Annotated in this window: 17 protein-coding genes; 11 read left to right on the plus strand and 6 right to left on the minus strand. The window is 69.0% G+C overall.

The annotated features are described in order from the left end of the window. Positions 1 to 9: 9 nt before the first annotated feature. The 5 genes from H7F53_RS11910 to H7F53_RS11930 are packed head-to-tail and all read left to right on the plus strand — an operon-like array spanning position 10 to position 5009. Positions 10 to 1386 (plus strand): 3-isopropylmalate dehydratase large subunit, encoded by a 1377-nt coding sequence (locus tag H7F53_RS11910; RefSeq protein WP_185679713.1) that lies wholly within the window; start codon positions 10 to 12, stop codon positions 1384 to 1386. Continuing rightward, positions 1383 to 1988: a 3-isopropylmalate dehydratase small subunit gene (gene leuD / locus H7F53_RS11915; protein WP_185679714.1), complete on the plus strand. Its 606-nt coding sequence runs from the start codon at positions 1383 to 1385 to the stop codon at positions 1986 to 1988. Before H7F53_RS11910 ends, leuD begins: the two co-directional genes overlap by 4 nt. Beyond that, on the plus strand, positions 1985 to 2902 hold the full coding sequence (locus tag H7F53_RS11920) for a hydroxymethylglutaryl-CoA lyase (RefSeq protein ID WP_185679715.1): 918 nt from the start codon (positions 1985 to 1987) through the stop codon (positions 2900 to 2902). Before leuD ends, H7F53_RS11920 begins: the two co-directional genes overlap by 4 nt. Next, entirely contained in the window at positions 2899 to 4119 is a 1221-nt protein-coding gene (locus tag H7F53_RS11925; protein ID WP_281384791.1) for a CaiB/BaiF CoA transferase family protein, read from the plus strand. Before H7F53_RS11920 ends, H7F53_RS11925 begins: the two co-directional genes overlap by 4 nt. Further along, on the plus strand, positions 4116 to 5009 hold the full coding sequence (locus H7F53_RS11930; RefSeq protein ID WP_185679716.1) for a DUF1838 family protein: 894 nt from the start codon (positions 4116 to 4118) through the stop codon (positions 5007 to 5009). Before H7F53_RS11925 ends, H7F53_RS11930 begins: the two co-directional genes overlap by 4 nt. Before the next feature lie 76 nt (positions 5010 to 5085). On the opposite strand, the gene H7F53_RS11935 is transcribed toward H7F53_RS11930, so the two are convergent. The 3 genes from H7F53_RS11935 to H7F53_RS11945 all read right to left on the minus strand — a co-directional run bounded on the left by H7F53_RS11935 (position 5086) and on the right by H7F53_RS11945 (position 7939). Beyond that, a complete protein-coding gene (locus H7F53_RS11935; RefSeq protein ID WP_185679717.1) occupies positions 5086 to 5763 on the minus strand; it encodes a hypothetical protein in 678 nt (225 codons plus the stop codon). 160 nt (positions 5764 to 5923) lie between these two features. Further along, the gene (locus tag H7F53_RS11940) at positions 5924 to 6670 is read right to left on the minus strand and encodes a maleate cis-trans isomerase family protein (RefSeq protein WP_185679718.1); all 747 of its coding nucleotides are present in this window, start codon (positions 6668 to 6670) and stop codon (positions 5924 to 5926) included. Positions 6671 to 6733: 63 nt separating this feature from the next. Next, a complete protein-coding gene (locus tag H7F53_RS11945; RefSeq protein WP_185679719.1) occupies positions 6734 to 7939 on the minus strand; it encodes an FAD-dependent oxidoreductase in 1206 nt (401 codons plus the stop codon). 190 nt (positions 7940 to 8129) lie between these two features. On the opposite strand from H7F53_RS11945, the gene H7F53_RS11950 reads away from it, so the two are divergent. Further along, positions 8130 to 9374, plus strand: coding sequence for a serine hydrolase domain-containing protein (locus H7F53_RS11950; protein ID WP_185679720.1), 1245 nt, complete (start codon positions 8130 to 8132; stop codon positions 9372 to 9374). A gap of 43 nt (positions 9375 to 9417) precedes the next feature. Here H7F53_RS11950 and H7F53_RS11955 read toward each other — a convergent pair whose 3' ends face one another. Continuing rightward, entirely contained in the window at positions 9418 to 10920 is a 1503-nt protein-coding gene (locus H7F53_RS11955) for an aldehyde dehydrogenase family protein (RefSeq protein ID WP_185679721.1), read from the minus strand. 241 nt (positions 10921 to 11161) lie between these two features. On the opposite strand from H7F53_RS11955, the gene H7F53_RS11960 reads away from it, so the two are divergent. The 5 genes from H7F53_RS11960 to H7F53_RS11980 all read left to right on the plus strand — a co-directional run bounded on the left by H7F53_RS11960 (position 11162) and on the right by H7F53_RS11980 (position 18024). Then, the gene (locus H7F53_RS11960; protein WP_185679722.1) at positions 11162 to 13210 is read left to right on the plus strand and encodes a hydantoinase/oxoprolinase family protein; all 2049 of its coding nucleotides are present in this window, start codon (positions 11162 to 11164) and stop codon (positions 13208 to 13210) included. A gap of 13 nt (positions 13211 to 13223) precedes the next feature. Further along, positions 13224 to 15101, plus strand: coding sequence for a hydantoinase B/oxoprolinase family protein (locus H7F53_RS11965; RefSeq protein WP_185679723.1), 1878 nt, complete (start codon positions 13224 to 13226; stop codon positions 15099 to 15101). A 3-nt stretch (positions 15102 to 15104) separates the two neighbouring features. Then, positions 15105 to 15965, plus strand: coding sequence for an isocitrate lyase/PEP mutase family protein (locus tag H7F53_RS11970; protein WP_185679724.1), 861 nt, complete (start codon positions 15105 to 15107; stop codon positions 15963 to 15965). Positions 15966 to 15996: 31 nt separating this feature from the next. Continuing rightward, positions 15997 to 17130: an alcohol dehydrogenase catalytic domain-containing protein gene (locus H7F53_RS11975; RefSeq protein ID WP_185679725.1), complete on the plus strand. Its 1134-nt coding sequence runs from the start codon at positions 15997 to 15999 to the stop codon at positions 17128 to 17130. A 99-nt stretch (positions 17131 to 17229) separates the two neighbouring features. After that, positions 17230 to 18024, plus strand: coding sequence for an IclR family transcriptional regulator domain-containing protein (locus H7F53_RS11980; protein WP_185679726.1), 795 nt, complete (start codon positions 17230 to 17232; stop codon positions 18022 to 18024). A 184-nt stretch (positions 18025 to 18208) separates the two neighbouring features. Here H7F53_RS11980 and H7F53_RS11985 read toward each other — a convergent pair whose 3' ends face one another. After that, the gene (locus tag H7F53_RS11985) at positions 18209 to 19714 is read right to left on the minus strand and encodes an aldehyde dehydrogenase family protein (protein WP_185679727.1); all 1506 of its coding nucleotides are present in this window, start codon (positions 19712 to 19714) and stop codon (positions 18209 to 18211) included. After that, a complete protein-coding gene (locus H7F53_RS11990) occupies positions 19711 to 20862 on the minus strand; it encodes an FAD-dependent monooxygenase (RefSeq protein WP_185679728.1) in 1152 nt (383 codons plus the stop codon). Before H7F53_RS11990 ends, H7F53_RS11985 begins: the two co-directional genes overlap by 4 nt.

Here is a 20862-nt window from a genome sequence, read left to right on the forward strand (position 1 = left end):
CACAGGCCCATGAACCACTCCACGCCCCGCACCCTGTCGCAGAAGATCCGCGACACGCATCTCGTCACCGACACACCCGGCGGGGCCGCGCTGGTCGCGATCGACCGGGTGTTCCTCCACGAGCGGACCGGAGCCTCGGCCTTGAAGTCGATGGCGGCCGCGGGCCGCAAGGTGCGCGATCCCTCGCGCGTGTTCTGCGTGATGGACCACATCGTCGACACGCGCCCCGGCCGCGGCGACCAGACGCTGATGCCCGGCGGACAGGATTTCATCACCGAGACCCGCGCTGCTGCCCTGGCGGCGGGGATCACGCTGATCGACGTGAACGATCCGGACCAGGGGATCACCCACGTGATCAGCACCGAGCTTGGCATCGTCCTGCCCGGCATGAACCTGGTCGCCCCGGACAGCCACACCTGCACCCAGGGCGCAGTGGGCGCGGCGGCCTGGGGGATCGGCTCGTCCGAGGCCGAACATGCCATGGCCACCGGCGTGCTGCGGCTGGAACCGGCGCGGACCATGCGGGTGACCTTCAGCGGAACGCTGGCCCCCGGCGTGACCGCCAAGGACATGGCGCTGGCGCTCATCGCGCGTCACGGCGCGGGCGGCGGGGCCGGCCACATCGTCGAGTTCGCCGGCGAGGCCGTGCGCGCGCTGGACATGGAAGCGCGCATGACGCTGTGCAACATGGCGACCGAGTTCGCCGCCGTCACCGCGATCATCGCCCCGGACGAGACCACTTTCGCCTGGCTCGCCGGGCGGCGCTACGCCCCGGCGCACTTCGACGACCCGTACTGGCGCGAGCTGCACAGCGACGAGGGCGCGGTGTTCGACCGCGAGATCGCGATCGATGCCGGCGCGATCGCGCCGATGGTGACCTGGGGCACCAGTCCTGAACATGCCATCGCGATCGACGGGGTGGTCCCGCAAGGCCCGCCCGGAGCCCATGCCTATATCGGTCTGGAACCCGGCCAGACGCTGCTCGGCACCCCGGTCGACGCCGCCTTCATCGGCTCGTGCACCAATGCCCGCCTGTCCGATCTGCGCCGCGCCGCCGCCCTGCTGAAGGGCCGGCAGATCGCCCCGTCGATCCGCAAGGCGCTGGTCGTGCCGGGCAGTTCGGCGATCAAGCGGGCCGCCGAGGCCGAGGGACTGGACCAGGTTTTCACCGCCGCAGGGTTCGAATGGCGCGAAAGTGGCTGCTCGCTGTGCTTCTATGCGGGCGGCGAGGGCTTTCCGCCCGGAAGCCGCACGATCAGCAGCACCAACCGCAATTTCGAAGGCCGGCAGGGTCCGGGCATCCGCACCCACATCGCCAGCCCCGAAACCGTGGCAGCCAGCGCGATCGCCGGGATGATCGCCGATCCGCGGGAGATCGCGGCATGACCCCGTTCACTGTCCTGGCCTCGACCGCCGTGCCGCTGCTGCGCGACAACATCGATACCGACACGATCATTCCCAGCCGCGAGATGAAGACCACGGGGCGCACCGGGCTGGCCGCCGGCCTGTTCGCCCCATGGCGCTACAGCGACGCGGCCGCGCGGGTGCCCGACCCGAGCTTCGCGCTCAACCAGCCGCAGGCGCACGGGGCACAGATCCTGCTCGGCGGCGCCAACTTCGGCTGCGGCTCGAGCCGCGAGCATGCCGTCTGGGCCCTGGCCGAGCATGGCATCCGCTGTGTCATCGCCGAGAGCTTCGCGCCGATCTTCCGGGGCAACTGCCTGCGCAACGGCCTGCTCCCCCTGATCCTGCCGGGGGATACGATCGCCACCCTCGCCTGGCAGCCCGTGGTCGTCGACCTCGCCGCGCAGACGGTCAAGGCCGGGGACGCCGTCCACGGCTTCGCCATCGAGCCCGAGCCCAAGGAGATGCTGCTGGGCGGGCTGGACGCGATCGACCTGACACTGAAAGCCCTGCCTGCGATCGATGCCTGGACGCAGGCCGATCGCCTGGCCCGGCCCTGGGTCTATCCGGAGGGACCGCGATGACCGCCATTCTTGTCTCCGAGGTTGGCCCGCGCGACGGGCTGCAGTCGATCAAGTCGATCATGCCGCTCGCGGCGAAGCAGGCCTGGATCCGCGCCGAGGCCGCAGCCGGTGTGCGCGAGATCGAGGTGGGCAGTTTCGTCCCGCCGGCCTTGCTGCCGCAGATGGCCGACACGCCCGAACTGGTCGCCTTCGCCCGGACCATCCCGGGCCTGAACGTGGTGGCGCTGGTGCCCAATGCGAAGGGCGCGGCGCGCGCGGTCGAGGCCGGGGTCCACGGCCTGTCGATCCCGTTCTCGATGAGCGAGACCCACTCGCTGCGCAACGTGCGCAAGGACCATCCCGCGATGCTGGCCGAGATCGCCGCTGTCGCCGCGATCGCCCGGGCCGGCGGAGTCCACTTCGCCGTGGGCCTCTCGACCGCGTTCGGTTGCACGCTCGAGGGCGCGGTGCCCGAAGACACGGTGGTCCGTCTGGCCGTCGCCGCAGCCGAGGCCGGGGCGATGGAGTTCAGCCTCTCGGACACGACCGGTTATGCCGATCCGGCGCAGGTGCGGCGACTGGTGCGGCGGGTGCGGGCCGAGGTCGGCGACCTGCTCACGACGCTGCACCTCCACAACACCCGGGGTCTCGGGCTGGCCAATGCGCTGGCCGGGCTGGATGAGGGCATCACCACCCTCGATGCCTCGCTGGGCGGGCTTGGCGGCTGCCCCTATGCGCCGGGCGCCTCGGGCAATCTGGTGACCGAGGATCTGGTGCTGATGCTCAACGCGATGGGCTACGAGACCGGCATCGACCTCGACCAACTGATCGCGGTGCGGACGATCCTGGCAGAAGCCCTGCCCGGCGAGCCGCTCTACGGCTTCACTCCGGATGCCGGGCCGATGCTCGACTATGCGGAAAGGATCGCACGTTGAGTGCCCAGTTCCCCCCCTCCGAATCCCCGAACGGCGCCTCGCCGGCCCCCCTGGCCGGGATCAAGGTGGTTGAATTTACGCACATGGTGATGGGGCCGGCGGTCGGCCACATCCTCGCCGGGCTGGGTGCCGAGGTGGTCCGGATCGAGCCGATGGGCGGCGACCGCACGCGCAGCCTGCTCGGCTCCGGCGCGGGCTACTTCTCGATGTACAACCGCGGCAAGCAGTCGATCTGCCTCGACCTCAAGAGCGCCGATGGCCAGGCCGTGGCCCGCGATCTGTGCGCCGGGGCGGACGTGCTCGTGGAGAACTTCCGGCCGGGCGCGCTCGACCGGGCCGGGCTGTCCTACGCGGCGCTGAGCGCGCTCAATCCCGGGCTGATCTACTGCTCGGAGAAGGGCTTCCTCCCGGGCCCCTACGAGAACCGCACCGCGCTTGACGAGGTGGCGCAGATGATGGGCGGGCTGGCCTACATGACCGGCCCCCCGGGCCGACCGCTGCGCGCCGGCTCGAGCGTGATCGACGTGGCCGGCGGCATGTTCGGGGTGATCGGCATCCTCGCCGCGCTGGAGGAACGCCACCGCACCGGCCGGGGCCAGAAGGTCGTGGCGAGCCTGTTCGAGACCACGGTCTACCTGATCGGCCAGCACATGGCGCAGTTTGCGGTCACCGGGCAGCCGGCCGCGCCGATGCCGGCGCGGATTTCGGCCTGGGCGATCTATGACGTGTTCGAGACGCGGGACGATCCGGTGTTCATCGGCGTGGTCTCGGACACACTGTGGGAGACGTTCTGCGCCGTGTTCGGGCTGGACGAGCTGTGGGCCGACCAGTCGCTGCGCACCAACAATGCCCGCGTGCTCGCGCGTGACCGGATCCTGCCGCAGGTTCGCGCGCTGGTGCAGACCATGACCCGCGCCGAGATCATCGCCCGGCTCGAAGGCACCGGCCTGCCCTTCGCGCCGATCGGACGCCCGGAAGACATGTTCGACGATCCGCAGCTGCAGGGCGGCGGGCTCGAGCCGGTCAACCTGGCCGATGGCACGAAGACACGGCTGCCGACGATCCCGCTCGAGATGGACGGCAAGCGCCCGGGCGGCCCGGTCACCCTCCCCGCCCCGGGGGCCGATGCCCGCGCGGTCCTGGGCGGACTGGGCTATCCACCCGAGCGGATCGAGCAGCTGATCGGCAAGGGCGTGGTCGAGGCGGCCGCAGCGTGACCGCGGGCTCGCCGCCCCGCACGCCGCTAGCGGTCAGCCGGCGTGGCACGCTGGGCGGAATGCTGGGTCTCGCCGGCGCGGGATTGCTCCCCGGCCACGCCACGGCCGTCCCCCCCGGGACCGAAGGCTTGCCCGAAGCGGCCGGGGAGCGCGCCGGCATTGTCCGGCGGATGCGCTACCGCAGCGATGCCGGGCTGGTGTTCTGGTGGTTCCGTGGCCGCATGTTCGGCCAGCAGGGCGCCCGGTTGTTCCCGCTGTGCGGCATGGTCCACGGGTCGATGATCAAGGTCGCCCCGCGCGCCGACGGGGGTTTCGACGCGATCCAGTACGAACTTGGTTTCCGCACCGACCTGGTCACCGGCGAACGGATCGACCAGTTGCGCAACCCGGTGACCGGCGAGACGATCGCCATCCCCTATGCCCCGGTCGGCCCGACCCGGCTGCGCTTCACGGCCGACAACGTTCCCGAGGTGCCGCCCACGCTGGGCGGCTCGGCCCTGCACTACCGCCACGTGCCCGAGCAGTTCTGGCGCGCCGGGGATACGGTGTTCATCCAGTACCAGGCCGAGACGCGGGTCGAAACCGCCGGGCAGTCGGATCGCACGATCAACGATTTCGGCATGATCTATGGTCCGGCGCGCACCGCGTTGGATCCGCGCGTCGCCAGTGCCCCGGCCTGGATTTCGGGAACCGACGTCACCGACTACGCCCGCTGGTTGAAGATGCCTGCCGGATCGGGGACCCAGACGCTGCGCTCGATCGGAGCCAAGGTGGCGCGCTTCCAGGACATGCCGCGCGACTGGATCGCGATGCTCGCCAAGGCCGATCCGGCGATCGCGGCCGATCCGCTCTCGGTCTTCGCCCGCGCCGAAGCCGCCTACAAGGGCTGAACCGCCTCCCAGACCTGCCACGCAAAACGGGCGATCCCACCTGGGGATCGCCCGTTCAGGGATCGCGGCGCTGAGGTCAGAACGGCTTCACGGTGCCAAGGAAGCAGATCCCCGAAATCGTGATCCAGTAAACATAGGCCATCAGCCGGCCATAGAGGAACTCGCGCTCGAGCGCGGCCTCCTGGACCGGATCGGGACCGGCCGCGAGACGACGGAAGCGCACGGTCCACAGCCGCATGATCCAGCGCAGGCCCAGGCCGATGCACAGGGTGAAGCCATAGAGCGTGAACTTGGAGGCATACCAGCGGTTGCCCTCGCCGGCCTCGAACGGGCCATGGCCGAGCAGCGAGGAGATGCCGACCACGAAGATCGTCGGGATCAGCACCCAGCGGATCTTCTCGTCCAGCTTGGTCAGCGCGATGCCGCGGTCGGTCTCGCGGAAGATGAAGGCCGACCAGCACAGGCCGAGCCAGCCGGCGACGAAGATCCACATGCCGACCAGGAAATTGCCGCCATAGGGCTGCAGGCCATAGATGTGGCCCATGTGCAGGCCCAGCGGCAGCAGCGTGATGATCCCGGTGCGGGCAAGCACGTCGATGCGGTAGGCCGTTTCCATGTGGCGGCGCCGTTCCTCCATCGAGAGCTTGCGGTTGACGATGTTGTAGCTGGTCTGGAACACGCCCCACTCACCGCCCAGCCAGTAGACCATGCAGATGATGTGGAGCCAGCGGAGAACCAGTACTTCCTGAATCATGACTTTCCCCTTGTCCTTGCAGGCCTGCCCCTAAGCCTTGCGCGTGCCGGGCGGGAAAGCCGTGCCCCGGTTGCCGCGCCCGACGCGGGCGCATCGCTGCGCCCTCATGACAGGCCCCATCCATGCCGGGCCCGCCCTGTGCAGGCCCGGAAACTGTCGCTCAGTACTCGGCCAGCAAGCGGCCGAATCCTGCCATCTGATCCTCGATCCCGACGGCCCGCAGGGCGTGCCAGTAGGTGGCGGTATTGATCGCGATCACCGGCTTGGCGAGCTTGGCCTCATACTCCGCCGCAAGGTCGACCATCGAGAGGTTGGTCCCGACCTGGACGATCGCGTCGACGTCATCGCCGTCCAGTTCGGCAATCACCTCGCGCAGACGGTCGGGGGTGACCTTGGCAATATCGGTCCAGCGCCGGCACTGCAGCGGCACATCGCGCTTCACCGTGAAGCCGCTTTCCTCGAGAAACCGGCGGACTTCGGCATTGGCCACCGGATAGTAGGGCGACACGAACGAGACCGTGTTCACCGTGCCATAGGCGCGCAGTGCGGCGGCAACGGATTCGGCCCCCGTCGAGGCGCCAACCCCGGCCAGGTCTTCGACCTGCTTCTTCCAGGCCCGGCTGCCTTCCACCCCGCCGTAGAAGGTGATCGCCGACATGCCGAGCACCAGATAGTCGGGACGGCAGGTCATGACGGAACGGACCGCGTCGAGCGTGTTGGCGGCAATCGCCGTGGTGCCGGCGATGAAATCCTCGTTCGACAGCGCGACCGGATCCTCGACGAAGATCCGCGAAAAGTGGTTGGTCACCCCCGCCGGCCGCATCCGCTCCATGTCGGGCTGCACGATGGTATTGGTCGAAGGCGCGATCACTCCGAAGAGTTTGCGCCAGCCGAGTACGTCACCCATGCTTGCACTCCTTGTCGGCGCCCCAGCGCGGCGCGCCGTTCGGTTGGCCCTGGCCGCCGGCGTTCAGGCGATCGCCGCCGCCTGGGCCAGGCTTTCGAACATGGCCTGGCGCAGCAGGTAGGCCCGGCGCAGCCGGTCATCCTGCTTGGTCTCCAGCATCTTGCTGCGCCGCGCCTCGTGGGCGCTGTCCTGTCCGCCGCGGATGAAGGCCATGTTTTCCTTGGTCTGCATCTGCGTGAAGCTGTGCGTCACCTCGCGCCGCTGGCGATCGTAGAGCGCCAGGTTGGCCTCGCCGGCCCGGCCCTTGAGCACGGGCAGCAACTTGTCGAACAGGTTGAACGCATCGTGCACGCCCGAGTTCATCCCGAACCCGCCCAGCGGATTGTTGAGGTGGGCGCTGTCGCCCGCCAGCAGCACCCGCCCCTCGCGGAACGACTTCGCCACCCGCTGATGGACCCGGTACAGCGTGCGATGCTCGGTCCGCACGGTCACGTCGGGGCCGATCAGCCGCTCGAAGATCCCGGTCTTCATCCGCTCGCTCCGCAGCTCCTCGTCACCCAGCGAGGCATCGGTCGGCACCAGCACCCGCCACACCGACGGAACCCGCAGCAGCACCAGCCATTCCTTGGCGTCGCTGACGTAGTTCACATAGGCCAGATTGGGCAGATAGTCGGCCAGCTCCACTTCGGTCGACAGGCACAGGAACCGCTCGGGATAGGTGAAACCGTCGAATTCGATCCCCAGCCACTTGCGCACGATCGAGTTGGCGCCGTCGGCCGCAATCAGATAGTCCGCGCGCAGGTGCTCGATCCCGGTCATGGTCTCGACCGCCAGATCGACCCCGCGATCATCCTGGCTGAAGGTCAGCACCCGGTGCGAGAAGCGCACCTGGGCATTGGCGTAATTGTCCAGCGCGGCGGCCAGACCACGCGAGAGATGGTACTGCTCGCACTGGATCCGGAAAGGGTAGCGGGTGACGTCTGCCACTTCGCCGAGGTCGAAATCGATCACCTCGCCCGTGGCACGATCCCGCCAGTGGTAGACCGGCGCCTTGAGCCCCTTCTGCAACAGCATCGGCGTGATGCCGATCTGGTCGAGCATCTCGAGCGTCGGCGGATGGAAGGTCGAGGCGCGCAGATCCTGCGCGCAGTCATCTCCGGCCTCGAGGACGACCACGTCCACACCCGCCTGGGCAAGCAGGGTGGCCATGACCGTCCCGACGGGTCCCGCCCCGACAATCGCCACCTGGCAGCGTTCAACCCCTGACATACCGCGAGGACTCCGTTTCTTCACTTCTCGTCTCGTCACCGGCTATGAACCGACGAGCCGGACGAGACCGAGCACGTCACGGAATTATCCGCCTTGCGGTGATTGGGCCGGCACGGCCCGGACAGGGCGGGAACCGCGGGCATGAAGGCCGGTGACAGGGCCGAAGCCCGTGCCATCAAGGGGATATCGCATGATCCATCGCCATCGCATCCCACACTGGGCCCTCGGCTTGATCGCCCTGGCGAACAGCACGGCCGCCGTGCCGCAGACGCCCGACTGGTCCGATCCCGAAGCCGTCTACCGCGCCCGCCTGGCAACCTTTCTCAAGGATCCCGGCAACTTTCCCTACAGTCCGATGGAGCCGGTCAGTGGCGCGCCACAGTGGCGGCCGATGACTCCGGTGGCGCCGGCGCAACGGCGGCTCGACCCGGCCGCGCTGGCGGAAGCGGCGGCCTATGCGGACCGGATGCGCAGCAGCGCCCTGCTGGTCTGGCACGACGGCCGGCTCGAGGCCGCATCCTTCGGCAACGGGGCACAGGCCACTACGCCGCTGGTGTCGAAGTCGCTGTCAAAGCCGCTGACCGCCCTCGCAGTGGGCCGGGCGATCGCGCTCGGCAAGATCGCCTCGCTCGACCAGCCGATCGCCGACGTCCTGCCGGAGCTGCGCGGCACGGCCAAGGCCGGAATCCTCGTGCGGCATCTGCTCGACATGCGTTCGGGGATGCTCGACCAGGGGTTCAGCACCGATCCGGAGCACCCGCTGAACCGCGGCTACCTGGATCCCGACCATGGCCGCCGGATCGTCGAATCCTATCCGATGACCAGCGCGCCGGGGACGCGCTATGCCTATGCCAACGCCCCGAGCGATCTGGTCGCCCTGGTGATCGAGCGGGCCACCGGGCGGCGCTATGGCGAGTTCGTCGGGACCGAGGTGCTGCGCCCGATCGGCGCGCCGGGCGGGGAGATCTGGGTCAACCGGCCGGGCGGGCTGGCCCATTCGGGCTGCTGCACCATGCTCCCGGCGGAGGCCTTCCTGCGCATGGCGATCCTGCTGCTCGAGGACGGGCGCTGGCAGGGCCGGCGGCTGCTGCCGCGCGGCTATGTGGCGGCCATGCGCCAGGGCACGCCGCAGAACCCCAACTTCGGGCTGGGGATCTGGCTTGGCCAGCCTTACCAGCTGCGCCGCGGCTTCGGCGCACCGGGCCGGCCCGGACCGCAGGTGCTGCACTCGGCACCCTATCTGGATCCGGACCTGTTCCTGTTCGATGGCAATTCGAACCAGACCGTGTTCGTCTCGCCGCGGCATCGGCTGATCGTGCTGCGCATGGGCCCGACCCCGCCGACCCCTGCCGGTCCTGGTCAGGAATGGGACAATGCCTTTCTGCCCAACACGCTGATCCGGGCGATCCGGCCACCGGCGCCGCGCGGCCGGTGACGACGCCCGCCGGCGCCGCCGGTCGCTCCATCCGGAACGCCACTCAGACGACGGCGCAGACGGTCTTCCACTCGAGGTAGTTGTCCAGCGCCTGGCGTCCGCTGTCGCGCCCCCAGCCCGATTGCTTGATCCCGCCAATGGCGAGGCTGGCATCATACATCGCGTGACAATTGATCCACACCGTCCCGGCCCGGATCGCGCTGGTCATGCGGTGCGCCGTGCTGAGGCTCTCGGTCCAGACCGACGCGGCGAGGCCGTACTCGCTGTCATTGGCCGAGGCGATCACCTCGTCGACCTCGTCGAACGGCTGCACAACCACGACCGGGCCGAACACCTCCTCACGAACGATCTCCATGTCCGGGCGCACCCCGGTGACCACCGTCGGGGTGATGAAGGTCCCGGCCTCGCCGGTCCGCTCGCCGCCGGTCAGCATGGTGGCGCCATCGCGCCGCGCCCGGCCGAGATAGCCCTCGACCCGTTCGGCATGGCGGGCCGAGACCACCGGCCCCATCTGCGTGTCGGGCGCCAGGCCGTGGCCCAGCTTGAGGCTGCGGGCATAGGCCGCCACGCCCTCGACGACCTGATCGTGGACCGAACGGTGGACGTAGAGCCGCGAGCCGGCGATGCAGACCTGGCCGCTGTTGAAGAAGATCGCATTGGCGACCCCGGGGATCGCAAGGCTGAGATCGGCATCGGGCAGGACGATCGCGGGGGACTTGCCGCCCAGTTCGAGCGTGACCCGCTTGAAATTGGTCTTGGCCGCATCCAGCACGGCGCGGCCGGTGGCGGTCGAGCCGGTAAAGGCGATCTTGTCGACCCCGGGGTGCGCGGCCAGCACCGCGCCGGTCTCGGCTCCGAAACCGGTCACCACGTTGATGACGCCCGCGGGAACTCCGGCTTCGAGCATCAGCTCGACCAGCCGCAGGGCGGTGAGCGACGTGTCCTCGGCCGGCTTGAGCACGACGGTGCAGCCGGCGGCGAGCGCCGGGGCCAGCTTCATCGCAGTCAGCACCAACGGCGAGTTCCACGGTACGATCGCTGCGACCACGCCGACCGGCTCGCGCACCGTCCAGGTGCGCACCTGCTTGCCCTGCGGCTGGTAGTTGATCGAGCTTTCCAGCGTGCTGCCCTCGATCGCCATGGCCTGGCCGGCAAAGAAGCGGAACTGGTTGACGGCGCCCGGGATCTCGGCCCAGCGCCCGACGAACAGGGGTTTGCCCTGGTCGAGCGTTTCGAGTTCCGCGAGGGCATCGATATGGGTCTCGATCAGGTCGGCGACCTTCCACAGGATGCGGGCACGCTCAACCGGCGTCGTGGCAGACCAGCCGGGCAAGGCCGCGCGGGCCGCGGCCACCGCCTGGTCGACATCCGCCGCGCCGGCCCGGGCGATCCGGCCGATTTCCCGGCCAGTTGCCGGGTCGATCGTGGCAAAGCTCTCGCCGCTGGCGGCTGCACGCCACTCGCCGCCCACGCAAAGGCCGTCCTGGCCGCGGCGGGCCAGAAAGGCCTGGTTGTCGGCGTGCAGGTTGCGCGAATCAAAGGTCACGGTTGAAACTCCCCTGAAGGCCTTCGTCGTGCCGCAGACGGCTGCGCCGGACCATCCCCGCAGGACCGAAAATTCGCAGGGCGGATAAGTCTGTCCGAAACTGCGGCAGCGGCCGCATCACCGGTTAGCGAAGGGGCTTGCGGTTCGCCGTATTGTCATATGTATATATCATTTCAGTCCAGCCGGCTGGCAGTCCGTCGCAAGCGACCCTGCCATCTCCGGTGCAGCCAATGGGGAAGCCATGACCTATCGCCTGGGAGTCGACGTTGGCGGCACCTTCACCGATCTCTTGCTGTTCGATCAGCGCTCCGGCGCCTTCTGGCGGCACAAGACCCCGTCCACGCCGCATGACAGCTCGGAGGGCATCCTGAACGGCGTGCGCGCGATCACGGCCGAGGCGGGGATCACCCCGGAGCAGGTTGAATTCTTCCTGCACGGCACGACCGTGGCAACCAATGCCGTGCTCGAGGGCAAGGGTGCCCGGGTCGGGCTGGTCACCACCGATGGCTATCGCCAGGTGATGCAGATCGCCCGGTCCTTCGTGCCGGGCGGCCTCGCCGGTTGGATCGTCTGGCCCAAGCCGACGCCGCTCGCCGCGCTCGAGGACACCTGCGAGATCACCGGCCGGATCGACGCCCGCGGCGAGATCCTGGCCGACCTGGACGAGGCCCAGATCCGGACATCGCTGATCCGCCTCCGCGACAGCGGGATCGAGGCGCTCACCGTCAGCCTGGTCAACGCCTATCTGAACGGGGCGCACGAGACCCGGGTGGGCGAAATTGCGGCCGAGATCATGCCGGATATCCCGGTCTCGCTCAGCCACGAGGTCCTGCCCGAGATGCAGGAGTACGAACGCACCCTGACCACGGTGGCCAATGCCGCGGTCCGCCCGGTGGTGGGCAAGTACGTGCGCAACCTGCGCGACCGGCTGCGGGGCGCCGGCATGGCGGGCTCGCTGTCGCTGCTGCGCTCGGACGGCGGCCTGATGAGCTCGGAGAAGTCCGAGGAGCATCCGGTGTCGCTGCTGATGTCGGGTCCAGCGGGCGGCGTGACCGGGGCGATCTGGGTCGGGCGCAACGCCGGGCTGAAAAACATCCTCACGCTCGACGTCGGCGGGACCTCCACCGACGTCGCGCTGATCGAGAACCTCGAGGCGCGCCGCCAGCGCGAGACCGAGGTGGGCCACCTCAAGGTCCGCGCCTCGGCGCTCGACGTGAAGACCGTGGGCGCCGGCGGCGGCTCGATCGCCTATGTGCCGGAACTGACCAAGGCCCTGCGCGTGGGGCCGCAGTCGGCCGGCGCGGTGCCGGGGCCGGTGGCCTATGGCAAGGGCGGCACCCTGCCGACCGTGACCGACGCCAACGTGGTGCTGGGCTACCTGCCCGAGAACCTGCTGGGCGGCACCTTCCAGCTCGACCGCGAGGGGGCGAAGCGGGCGGTGCAGACCATCGCCGATGCCCTGGGCATCGACCTGATGGCCGCGGCGCGCGGGATCATCGACATCGTCAACGAGAACATGTTCGGCGCGCTGCGGATGATCTCGGTGCAGCAGGGCTACGATCCGCGCGACTTCGCGCTGATGGGCTTCGGCGGGGCGGGGCCGCTCCACGTCAATGCCGTGGCGCGGCTGATGGGCTCGTGGCCCGCGGTCTCGCCGGTCTCGCCGGGCGTGCTCTGCGCGCTGGGCGATGCCACCACCCGCATGCGCACCGAAACCGCGCGCAGCTTCTCCCAGCGCGTGCAGGACACCGACGAGGCGGTGGTCCAGGCGATCCTCGACGAGATGGCCGCGCAGACCCGCGCCGAGCTGACCGCGGAAGGGATCGCCGACGCCGACGTGACCAGCCTGTTCGAGCTCGACATCCGCTACGAGGGGCAGGCCTTCGAGGTGCCGCTGGCGATCGACGCCGAAACACTGCGGCGCGACGGGCTCAAGGGCGTGACCGACCGCTTCGATGCCGAGCACCTGCGCCTGTTCACCTTCAACATGGATTCGGCCCATGAGCTGGTCAACCTGCGCGCCGTGGCGATGGGTCCGGCGCTCGAGCTGCCGGCACCGCCGCTGGAGAAGGGGGACGGGGATCCCGCGCGGGCCAAGATCCGTGACCACAGCCTGTGGGTGGACGGGCAGATGAAGCCGGCGGTGATCTACGATCGCGCCCGGTTGCGCTGCGGCGATGTCATCCCCGGTCCCGCCATCGTCGTCGAGATGGACTCGACCACGCTGATCGAAGCCGACTGCGTCGGCACCGTCGACCATGTCGGCAACATCCTGATCCATCTCGCCTGAAGGAGCCCAGCCCATGCCCGCACGGATCATCCAGGCCAACGAAACGCCCTTTGCCACCGTCCCAGTCGACCCGGTCACGCTCGACATCATCGAGAACGCGCTGCGCAATGCCCGCATCGAGATGGACGCCACCCTGGTGCGCACCGCGATGTCGCCCGGCATCCGCGAACAGGGCGACGCCTTCCCGCTGATCGCCGACCACTCCGGCAAGATGATCGTCGGCCAGTTCGGCTCGTACATCGGCCCCTTCCTCGACGGCTATGAGGGCACGGTCGAGGATGGCGACATGATCTTCCTGTCCGATCCCTACTCGGTCGGCGGGGCGATCAGCCATTCGAACGACTGGCTGGTGCTGCTGCCCGTGTTCAAGGACGGCCGCCTGATCGCCTACACCTCGATGTTCGGGCACCAGAGCGACATCGGCGGGATGGTCCCGGGATCGATGCCGATCAACGCCACCACGATCTTCCAGGAGGGGGTGCGCATCCCGCCGGTCAAGATCTGGAAGAAGGGCGAATACAACGAGGACCTGATGAAGCTGGTGATGCACCAGGTCCGCACCCCGGACTGGTGCAAGGCCGATCTCAATGCGCTGATCGCCTCGTGCCGGGTGGCCGCGCGCCGCGTGGTCGAGATGGCCGAGCGGTTCGGCGACGACGTGTTCGTCTCGGCCACCGACCTGCTGCTCGAGCGCAACCACCGCGCGATGAAGCACCTGATCGAAAGCTCGATCGGCGAGGAGCCGGTGAGCTTCGAGGACTACATCTGCGATGACGGCAAGGGCTTCGGCCCCTACAAGATCAAGTGCACAATGTGGCGCGAGAACGGCCGCGTGGTGCTGGACTTCGCCGGGACCGATCCGCAGAGCTCGGCCTCGATCAACATGTTCCTGAACGAAAACATGATGCGCATGTTCTTCGGGATCTACATGATCATGGTCTTCGACCCGCAGATCCTGTTCAACGACGGCTACTACGACCTGATCCACGTGCGCATTCCCGAAGGCTCGCTGCTCAAGCCGCGGTTCCCCGCTGCGCTGTCGGGGCGCACCCACGTCCTCGGCCGCCTGTTCGACATCCTCGGCGGGCTGCTCGGCCAGAAGACCCCGGAGTTCCTCAACGCCGCGGGCTTCTCGTCCTCGCCGCACCTGTTCTACGCCGGCACCGACAAGACCGGAAAATGGTTCCAGCTGTTCCAGATCGGCTTCGGCGGGATCCCCGGCCGGCCGCTGGGCGACGGGCCTGACGGCCACTCGCTGTTCCCCGGCTTCACCAACGTGCCCAACGAGTTCCTCGAGCGGTACTTCCCGCTGGTGATCGAACGCTACGAGACCGTCCCCGACAGTGGCGGGGCCGGACTGCACCGTGGCGGCAACGGGATCGACATGGTCTACCGCTTCCTCGAGCCCGGGGTCATCGCGATCCATGACGATCGCTGGTTCGTCCCGCCCTGGGGGGTCAACGGCGGTCTGCCGGGGGCCCGCGCGCGCAAGGTACTGATCAAGGCCGACGGCACCGAGATCGTCGTCGGCAACAAGATCGAGGACTACCCGGTCGAGCCGGGCGACCGCCTGCACTTCATCACCTGGGGCGGCGGCGGCTGGGGCGATCCGCTCGAGCGTGATCCCGCGCTGCTGGCGAAAGAGCTGGCACAGGGTCTGGTCACCGCGCAGGGCGCGCTGCGCTATGGCGTGGTCCTGACCGCCGAGGGCGCGGTCGACGCCGCCGCCACCACGGCGCTGCGCGAGCGGATGCGGGCCGAGCGCGGCCCGATCGCCGTGTTCGACTTCGGGCCGGATATCGATACACTGCGCGCCAACTGCCTGGCCGAAACCGGCCTGCCCGCCCCGCGCCGGCCGCAGTGGACCCATCAGGCCGAGGCCGCGGAGTAGCGCATGGCGAACCCCATCTTTCGCGAGAAACTGCAGGCCGGGACGTTCTTCGTCGTCCCGGGCATCCAGGACATGATCGCCGCGGTGATCGCCAACAAGGTCGGCTTCGATATCGTTTACGGCACGGGCTACTGGCTGACCGCCTCGGCCTGGGGGCTGCCCGATGCCGGGATCGCCACCTATACCGAGATGCGCAACCGCATGGAAACCCTGGCGCGGACCAGCAATGCCGCGGTGATCGCCGATGGCGACACCGGCTATGGCGGGCTGCTCAATGTCCATCACACCGTGAAGGGCTACGAGGCGAGCGGGGTGACCGCGATCCAGCTCGAGGACCAGGAGTTCCCCAAGAAGTGCGGACACACCCCGTACAAGCGGCTGATCCCGGCCGAAGACATGGTGGAGAAGATCCGCGTCGCGGTCGACGCCCGGAGCAGCGAGGACTTCGTGATCATCGCCCGCACCGACGCGCGCGAGAGCGAAGGGCTGGACGGCGCGCTGCGGCGGATGGAGGCCTATGCCAAGGCGGGCGCCGATGTCCTGTTCCCCGAGGCACTCCATTCCGAGGAGGAAATGCGCAAGGCCTGCAGCGTGCTTGACCGGCCGTGCATGGCCAACATGTCGAACCACGGCAAGACGCCGGTGCCGCCGGCGGCGGTGCTGGCCGAGATCGGCTATGCCTATGCGATCTATCCCAGCCTCACCTCGCTGGCGGCCGCGGCGGCGATGGAGAAGGCCCTGCTCGACCTCAAGCAGCAGGGGATCGGCCAGCCCGACGGCCTGTTCGACTTCACCGAGTTCTGCCACCTGATCGGCTTCCCCGAGGTGTGGGAGTTCGAGAAGAAGTGGGCGCTCGCCAAGTAGCGCGGGCCGGCCGCAAGGGAGAGGACGACACATGACCGAGCGCCGCATCGCCGCCGCCGTGCTGGCGCGCAGCGGAGACCACGCCCGCCCCTACGGCGCGAGCGCGCCGCTGGCGATCACCACGCTCGACCTGGCCGATCCACGCCCGGGCGAAGTGCTGGTGCGGATCGACGCCGCCGGGATCTGCCACTCCGACCTCTCGGTGATCAACGGCGACCGTCCCCGCCCGATGCCGATGGCGCTGGGCCACGAGGCCGCCGGCACGGTCCTCGCGCTGGGCGATCCGGACGAGCCCGGACTCGCCGTGGGGGATCGCGTCGTGCTCGTGTTCCTGCCCAGCTGCGGACAGTGTCCGCAATGCCTCTCGGGCGAAGGCTACCTCTGCGCCGCCGCCGCCGCCGCCAACGGGCGGGGCGAACTGATCCGCGGCGGCTCGCGGCTGACCTGCCGCACCGCGCAAGGCGACCACGCGGTGCATCACCATCTCGGCGTCTCGGCCTTCGCCACCCAGGCCGTGGTCGACCGCCGCTCGCTGGTGAAGGTCGATGCCGATATCCCGCCCGAAACCGCGGCGCTGTTCGGTTGCGCGGTGCTCACCGGGGTGGGGGCCGTGATGAACACCGCGCGGGTGCGGCCGGGTGAGAGCGTGACGGTCTATGGCCTGGGCGGGGTCGGGCTCGCCGCCCTGCTCGGTGCCCTGGCCTCGGGCGCGCAGCCGGTCCACGCGATCGATCCGGCCCCCGAAAAGCGGGCGCTCGCGCTCGAACTCGGTGCCGCCTCGGCCCTGGCGCCCGAGGACGATGCCGCCGCGCTGGGCAGCGACGTGGTGATCGAGACGGTCGGCAAGTCCGCCGTCCTGGCCCGGGCCTATGCCGCCGCCCGCCGCGGCGGACGGGTGGTCACGGTCGGCCTGCCCAATCCGGCGGAGCAGCTGTCGATCAACGCGCTGTCGCTGGTGGCCGAGGGCAAGACCCTGATGGGCAGCTACATGGGCTCGTCGATCCCCAGCCGCGACATTCCGCGCTACATCGCGCTGTGGCGCGCCGGGCGCCTGCCGGTCGAACGCCTGCTCTCTTCGGTCGGCGCGCTGGAGGACATCAACGAGCTGATGGACCGGCTGGCCGAGGGCAAGGCGATCCGCCAGGTGATCGTTCCCGACTGGTGAGCTAATTTATCCGCCTGGCGGATATTGCCTTGATTAATTCGGGCAAACGTCATTCCTTTGTCACTCTTCGTGCTGTCAGCGGCATGCGGGGAGTTGCACATGGAAAAGGGAGTTCCGATTCGCTCGATCACGCGGTCGATCGCCGCGCTCAAGGCGATCAATCGCCATGGCTCGCTGTCGATGATGGAAATCGCCAAGGCCAGCCAGGTGCCCTACCCCACGGCCTGCCGGATCGTGCAGACGCTGCTCTATGAAGGCCTGATCGAACAGGAACCGGCCCGCAAGCGCTACCGCGCGACCGCCCTGGTCCAGACCCTGGCCACGGGATTCCAGCATGACGACGAACTGGTCCACGTCGCCCGTCCGCACATCGTCGCCCTGACCAAGCGGGTCGGCTGGCCGGTGTCGATCGCAATCCGCGTCGGCCGCGAGATGATGCTGCGCGACAGCACCCACGCCAATTCGTCGCTCACCTTCGAGCATTACTATCCCGGCTTCACCCTGCCGATCCTCGACAGCGCCTCGGGCAAGGTCTCGATGGCCTTCGCCGACGACGAGGAGCGCGAGATGATCCTGCGCTTCATCCGGGTCTCGCAGGAGATCGACCTCAACTATCTCGCCACCGCCGAGGTCAGTCTCAACGTCGAGCGGATCCGCGCCGAGGGCTATGCCGCGCAGGGGCGCAACCACTTCAACCTGACCCCGGGCAAGACCTCGTCGATTGCCGTGCCGATCTTCAAGAATGGCCGGTTCGAGGCGGCGATGACCATGGTCTTCTTTGTCGCCGCGATGAAGCTGTCGAACGCCCTCGAACTCTATCTCGAGGATCTCAAGGCAACGGCCGCGGCGATCAGCCACGACCTGTCCAACCCGGTCCCGATGGGCAACGCCTGAGGGGAGGTCCGCTCGGTCCGGACCTGGCCCGACCGCCGCGCGTGGGCTTCGACAGGCTCAGCCTGAGCGGAGGTGAGGATTGGCAGACCAACGGGAAGCGCGTTGGCCTTCACCCGTTTTCACCCAGGCCCGCTCAGCCTGAGCCTGTCGAAGGCCGCGCGCGGCAGCCCGCCCCACAGCGGAACTACAACCGCGCCGTCACCGCCTTGGTCTCGAGGTAGGCGTCGAGCCCCTCCTCGCCGAACTCGCGACCCCAGCCCGACTGGGCGTAGCCGCCGAACGGGATGTTGGTGCCGACCGCGCCGTGGCAATTGACCGACACATGGCCCGAGCGGATCCGCGCCGCGAGGCGATGGGCGATCGAGAGATCCTGGGTCCAGACCGAGCCCGACAGGCCATAGGGGGTATCGTTGGCGAGGGCGGCGAGTTCGTCGAGGTCGGTGGTCTCGACCCGCTGGATCGCCATGACCGGGCCGAAGATCTCCTGGCGCATCACCGGCATGGCATTGTCGCATCCGGTGAAGATCGTCGGTTGCACGAAGTTCCCGGGCCGGTCGAGCCGCGCGCCGCCGGCGACCAGTGTCGCTCCCGAGGCCTGGGCCCCGGCGATGTGGCCCATCACCTTGGCCGTGTGCGCCGCCGAGATCAGCGGCCCCTGCAGCGTGGCCGGATCGAGCCCGTGGCCCAGCGTCATGCTTGCGGCAAACCCGGCGAGGCCCTCGACCAGCTGATCGTGGATCGCGGCATGGGCGAAGATCCGCGTCCCGGCCATGCAGTTCTGGCCCTGGAGGAAGAAGGTCGCCAGGGCGACTCCTGGCACCGCCTGAGCGAGATCGGCATCGGGCATGACCATGACCGGGCTTTTTCCGCCCAGCTCGAGCCCGACCTTCTTGAGATTGCCCAGCGCGGCCATCACGATCTTGCGCCCGGTCGCGGTGGAGCCGGTGAACGAGATCTTGTCGACCAGGGGATGTTCGGCCAGCGCCTGCCCCGCCTCGGCCCCGAGCCCGTTGACGATGTTGACCACCCCGGCGGGGAAGCCCGCCTCGAGGATCATCTGGCCGAGCGCGAGGACCGACAGCGGGGTTTCCTCGCTCGGCTTCACCACCACGGTGCAACCGGCGGCCAGCGCCGGGGCCAGCTTGAGGATCGCCGTGGAGAGCGGCACGTTCCACGGCACGATCAGCCCGGCGACGCCAACCGGTTCGCGCAGCGTGTAGGTCAGCGCCTCGGTCTCGGCGGCGATGTGCCGGGGCGGGGCAATGGTCTTGCCGGCGATGCGCATCACCGCCCCGGCATAGTAATCGACCATCTCGACGCAGTTGGCCGTGGTCAGCCGGGCGATGAACCCGGGCATGCCGTTGTCGACGATGTCCAGTTCGGTGAGTAGCGTCGCATGGCGCTCCATGATCCGGGCCAGCCGGTGCAGGATGGCGGTGCGATCGGCCACGGTCATGCGGCGCCAGGGACCGGCGAAAGCCGCATGGGCGGCTCGCACCGCCCGGTCGATCTCGGCCGCCCCGCCGGTGTGAAACCGCGCCAGCTCGAGCCCGGTGGCCGGGTCGAGCGTGGCCAGTTCGCCGCTGCCATCGACCCACTCGCCCCCGATCAGCAAGCGGTGGGGCTGCGCCAGGAAGGCTGCCGTCTCGGCGGCGATGGCGTGTCCGTCGAAGGGCGTGGGCGCAATCATACCGTCACCGTCCGCGGATCGTAGGTGAACAGGCCGAGCGATTCCTCATCCTTGGTTCCTTCCAGTCCGAACAGGTCCGTGTCCTGACCCTGCATCCGGTCGGCATTGGCATTGCTCTCGCGCTGGATGAAGGTCGCCCGTGCGTGCCGGGCGGCCTGGTAGCGCGCCAGGCCCTCGCCGGCCGAAGCAGAGGCGGCCAGCGCCCGGGCCAGGACCACCGCGTCCTCGATCCCGCAGGCAGCGCCATGGCCGAGAAACGGGGTCATCGCGTGGGCTGCATCGCCGAGCAAGGTCACGCTGTCGTCGAGCACCCAGCTGGCCAAGGGCTCGCGTGCGTTGATCGCCCATTTGAACAGGGGCTGGCGCACCGCCGCCGCCAGCATCCGCTGCGCGTCGTCGCACCAGTGGCCATAGATTGCCTGGAGCTCGGCCGGATCGGCCGGGGTGGTCCACCCCTCCTCGTTCCAGCCCTCCTGCCGGGCGAAGAACACGAAGTTCATGATCTGCGAGCCGCGCACGTTGTAACGGTTGAGCATGGCGCCCGGGCCGATGATCACGCCGGGAAAGTCGGACAGATCCTGGATCTCCGGCGTGACCGGCACGAGACAACGCCAGGCGACGTGCCCGGTGAAATGCGGCGCGGTCGCCTCGAACCGGCGGCGGATCACGCTCTTCACACCGTCGGCCCCGACCAGCACGTCGGCCGAGAAGGTCCGTCCATCGGCGCAGGTCACCGTGGTGCCGGCGCTGTCGATGACATTGGCGCCGGCGATCATGGTCACCCCGGCGCGCTCCGCCGCGGCGGTCATCACCGCGTGGAGATCGGCGCGATGCACCGTGATGTAGGGCGCGCCATAGGTCGCGCGCTGGGTCGACCGGTCGAAGGCGATCAGCGTCCGGCCATCGCGCCAGTGCTGGATCCGCTGGCGGGTCGGTTCGACCCCGACCGCCGTCGCCGCCTCGCAGATGCCGATGAAGTCCAGCCCCTTCATCGCGTTGGGGGTCAGGGTGAGCCCTGCCCCGATCTCGCCGAAGGCCGGCGCGGCTTCGAGCAGCGTCACCTTGAAACCCTGCTGCGCCAGCGCGGCGCTGGCGGTCATCCCGGCGATGCCGCCGCCGACGATGAGGACGGTCTCGGGCCGGCTCAT

It is taken from the genome of Novosphingobium piscinae (assembly GCF_014230355.1).
In the GTDB taxonomy this organism is placed as follows: Bacteria; Pseudomonadota; Alphaproteobacteria; order Sphingomonadales; family Sphingomonadaceae; genus Novosphingobium; species Novosphingobium piscinae.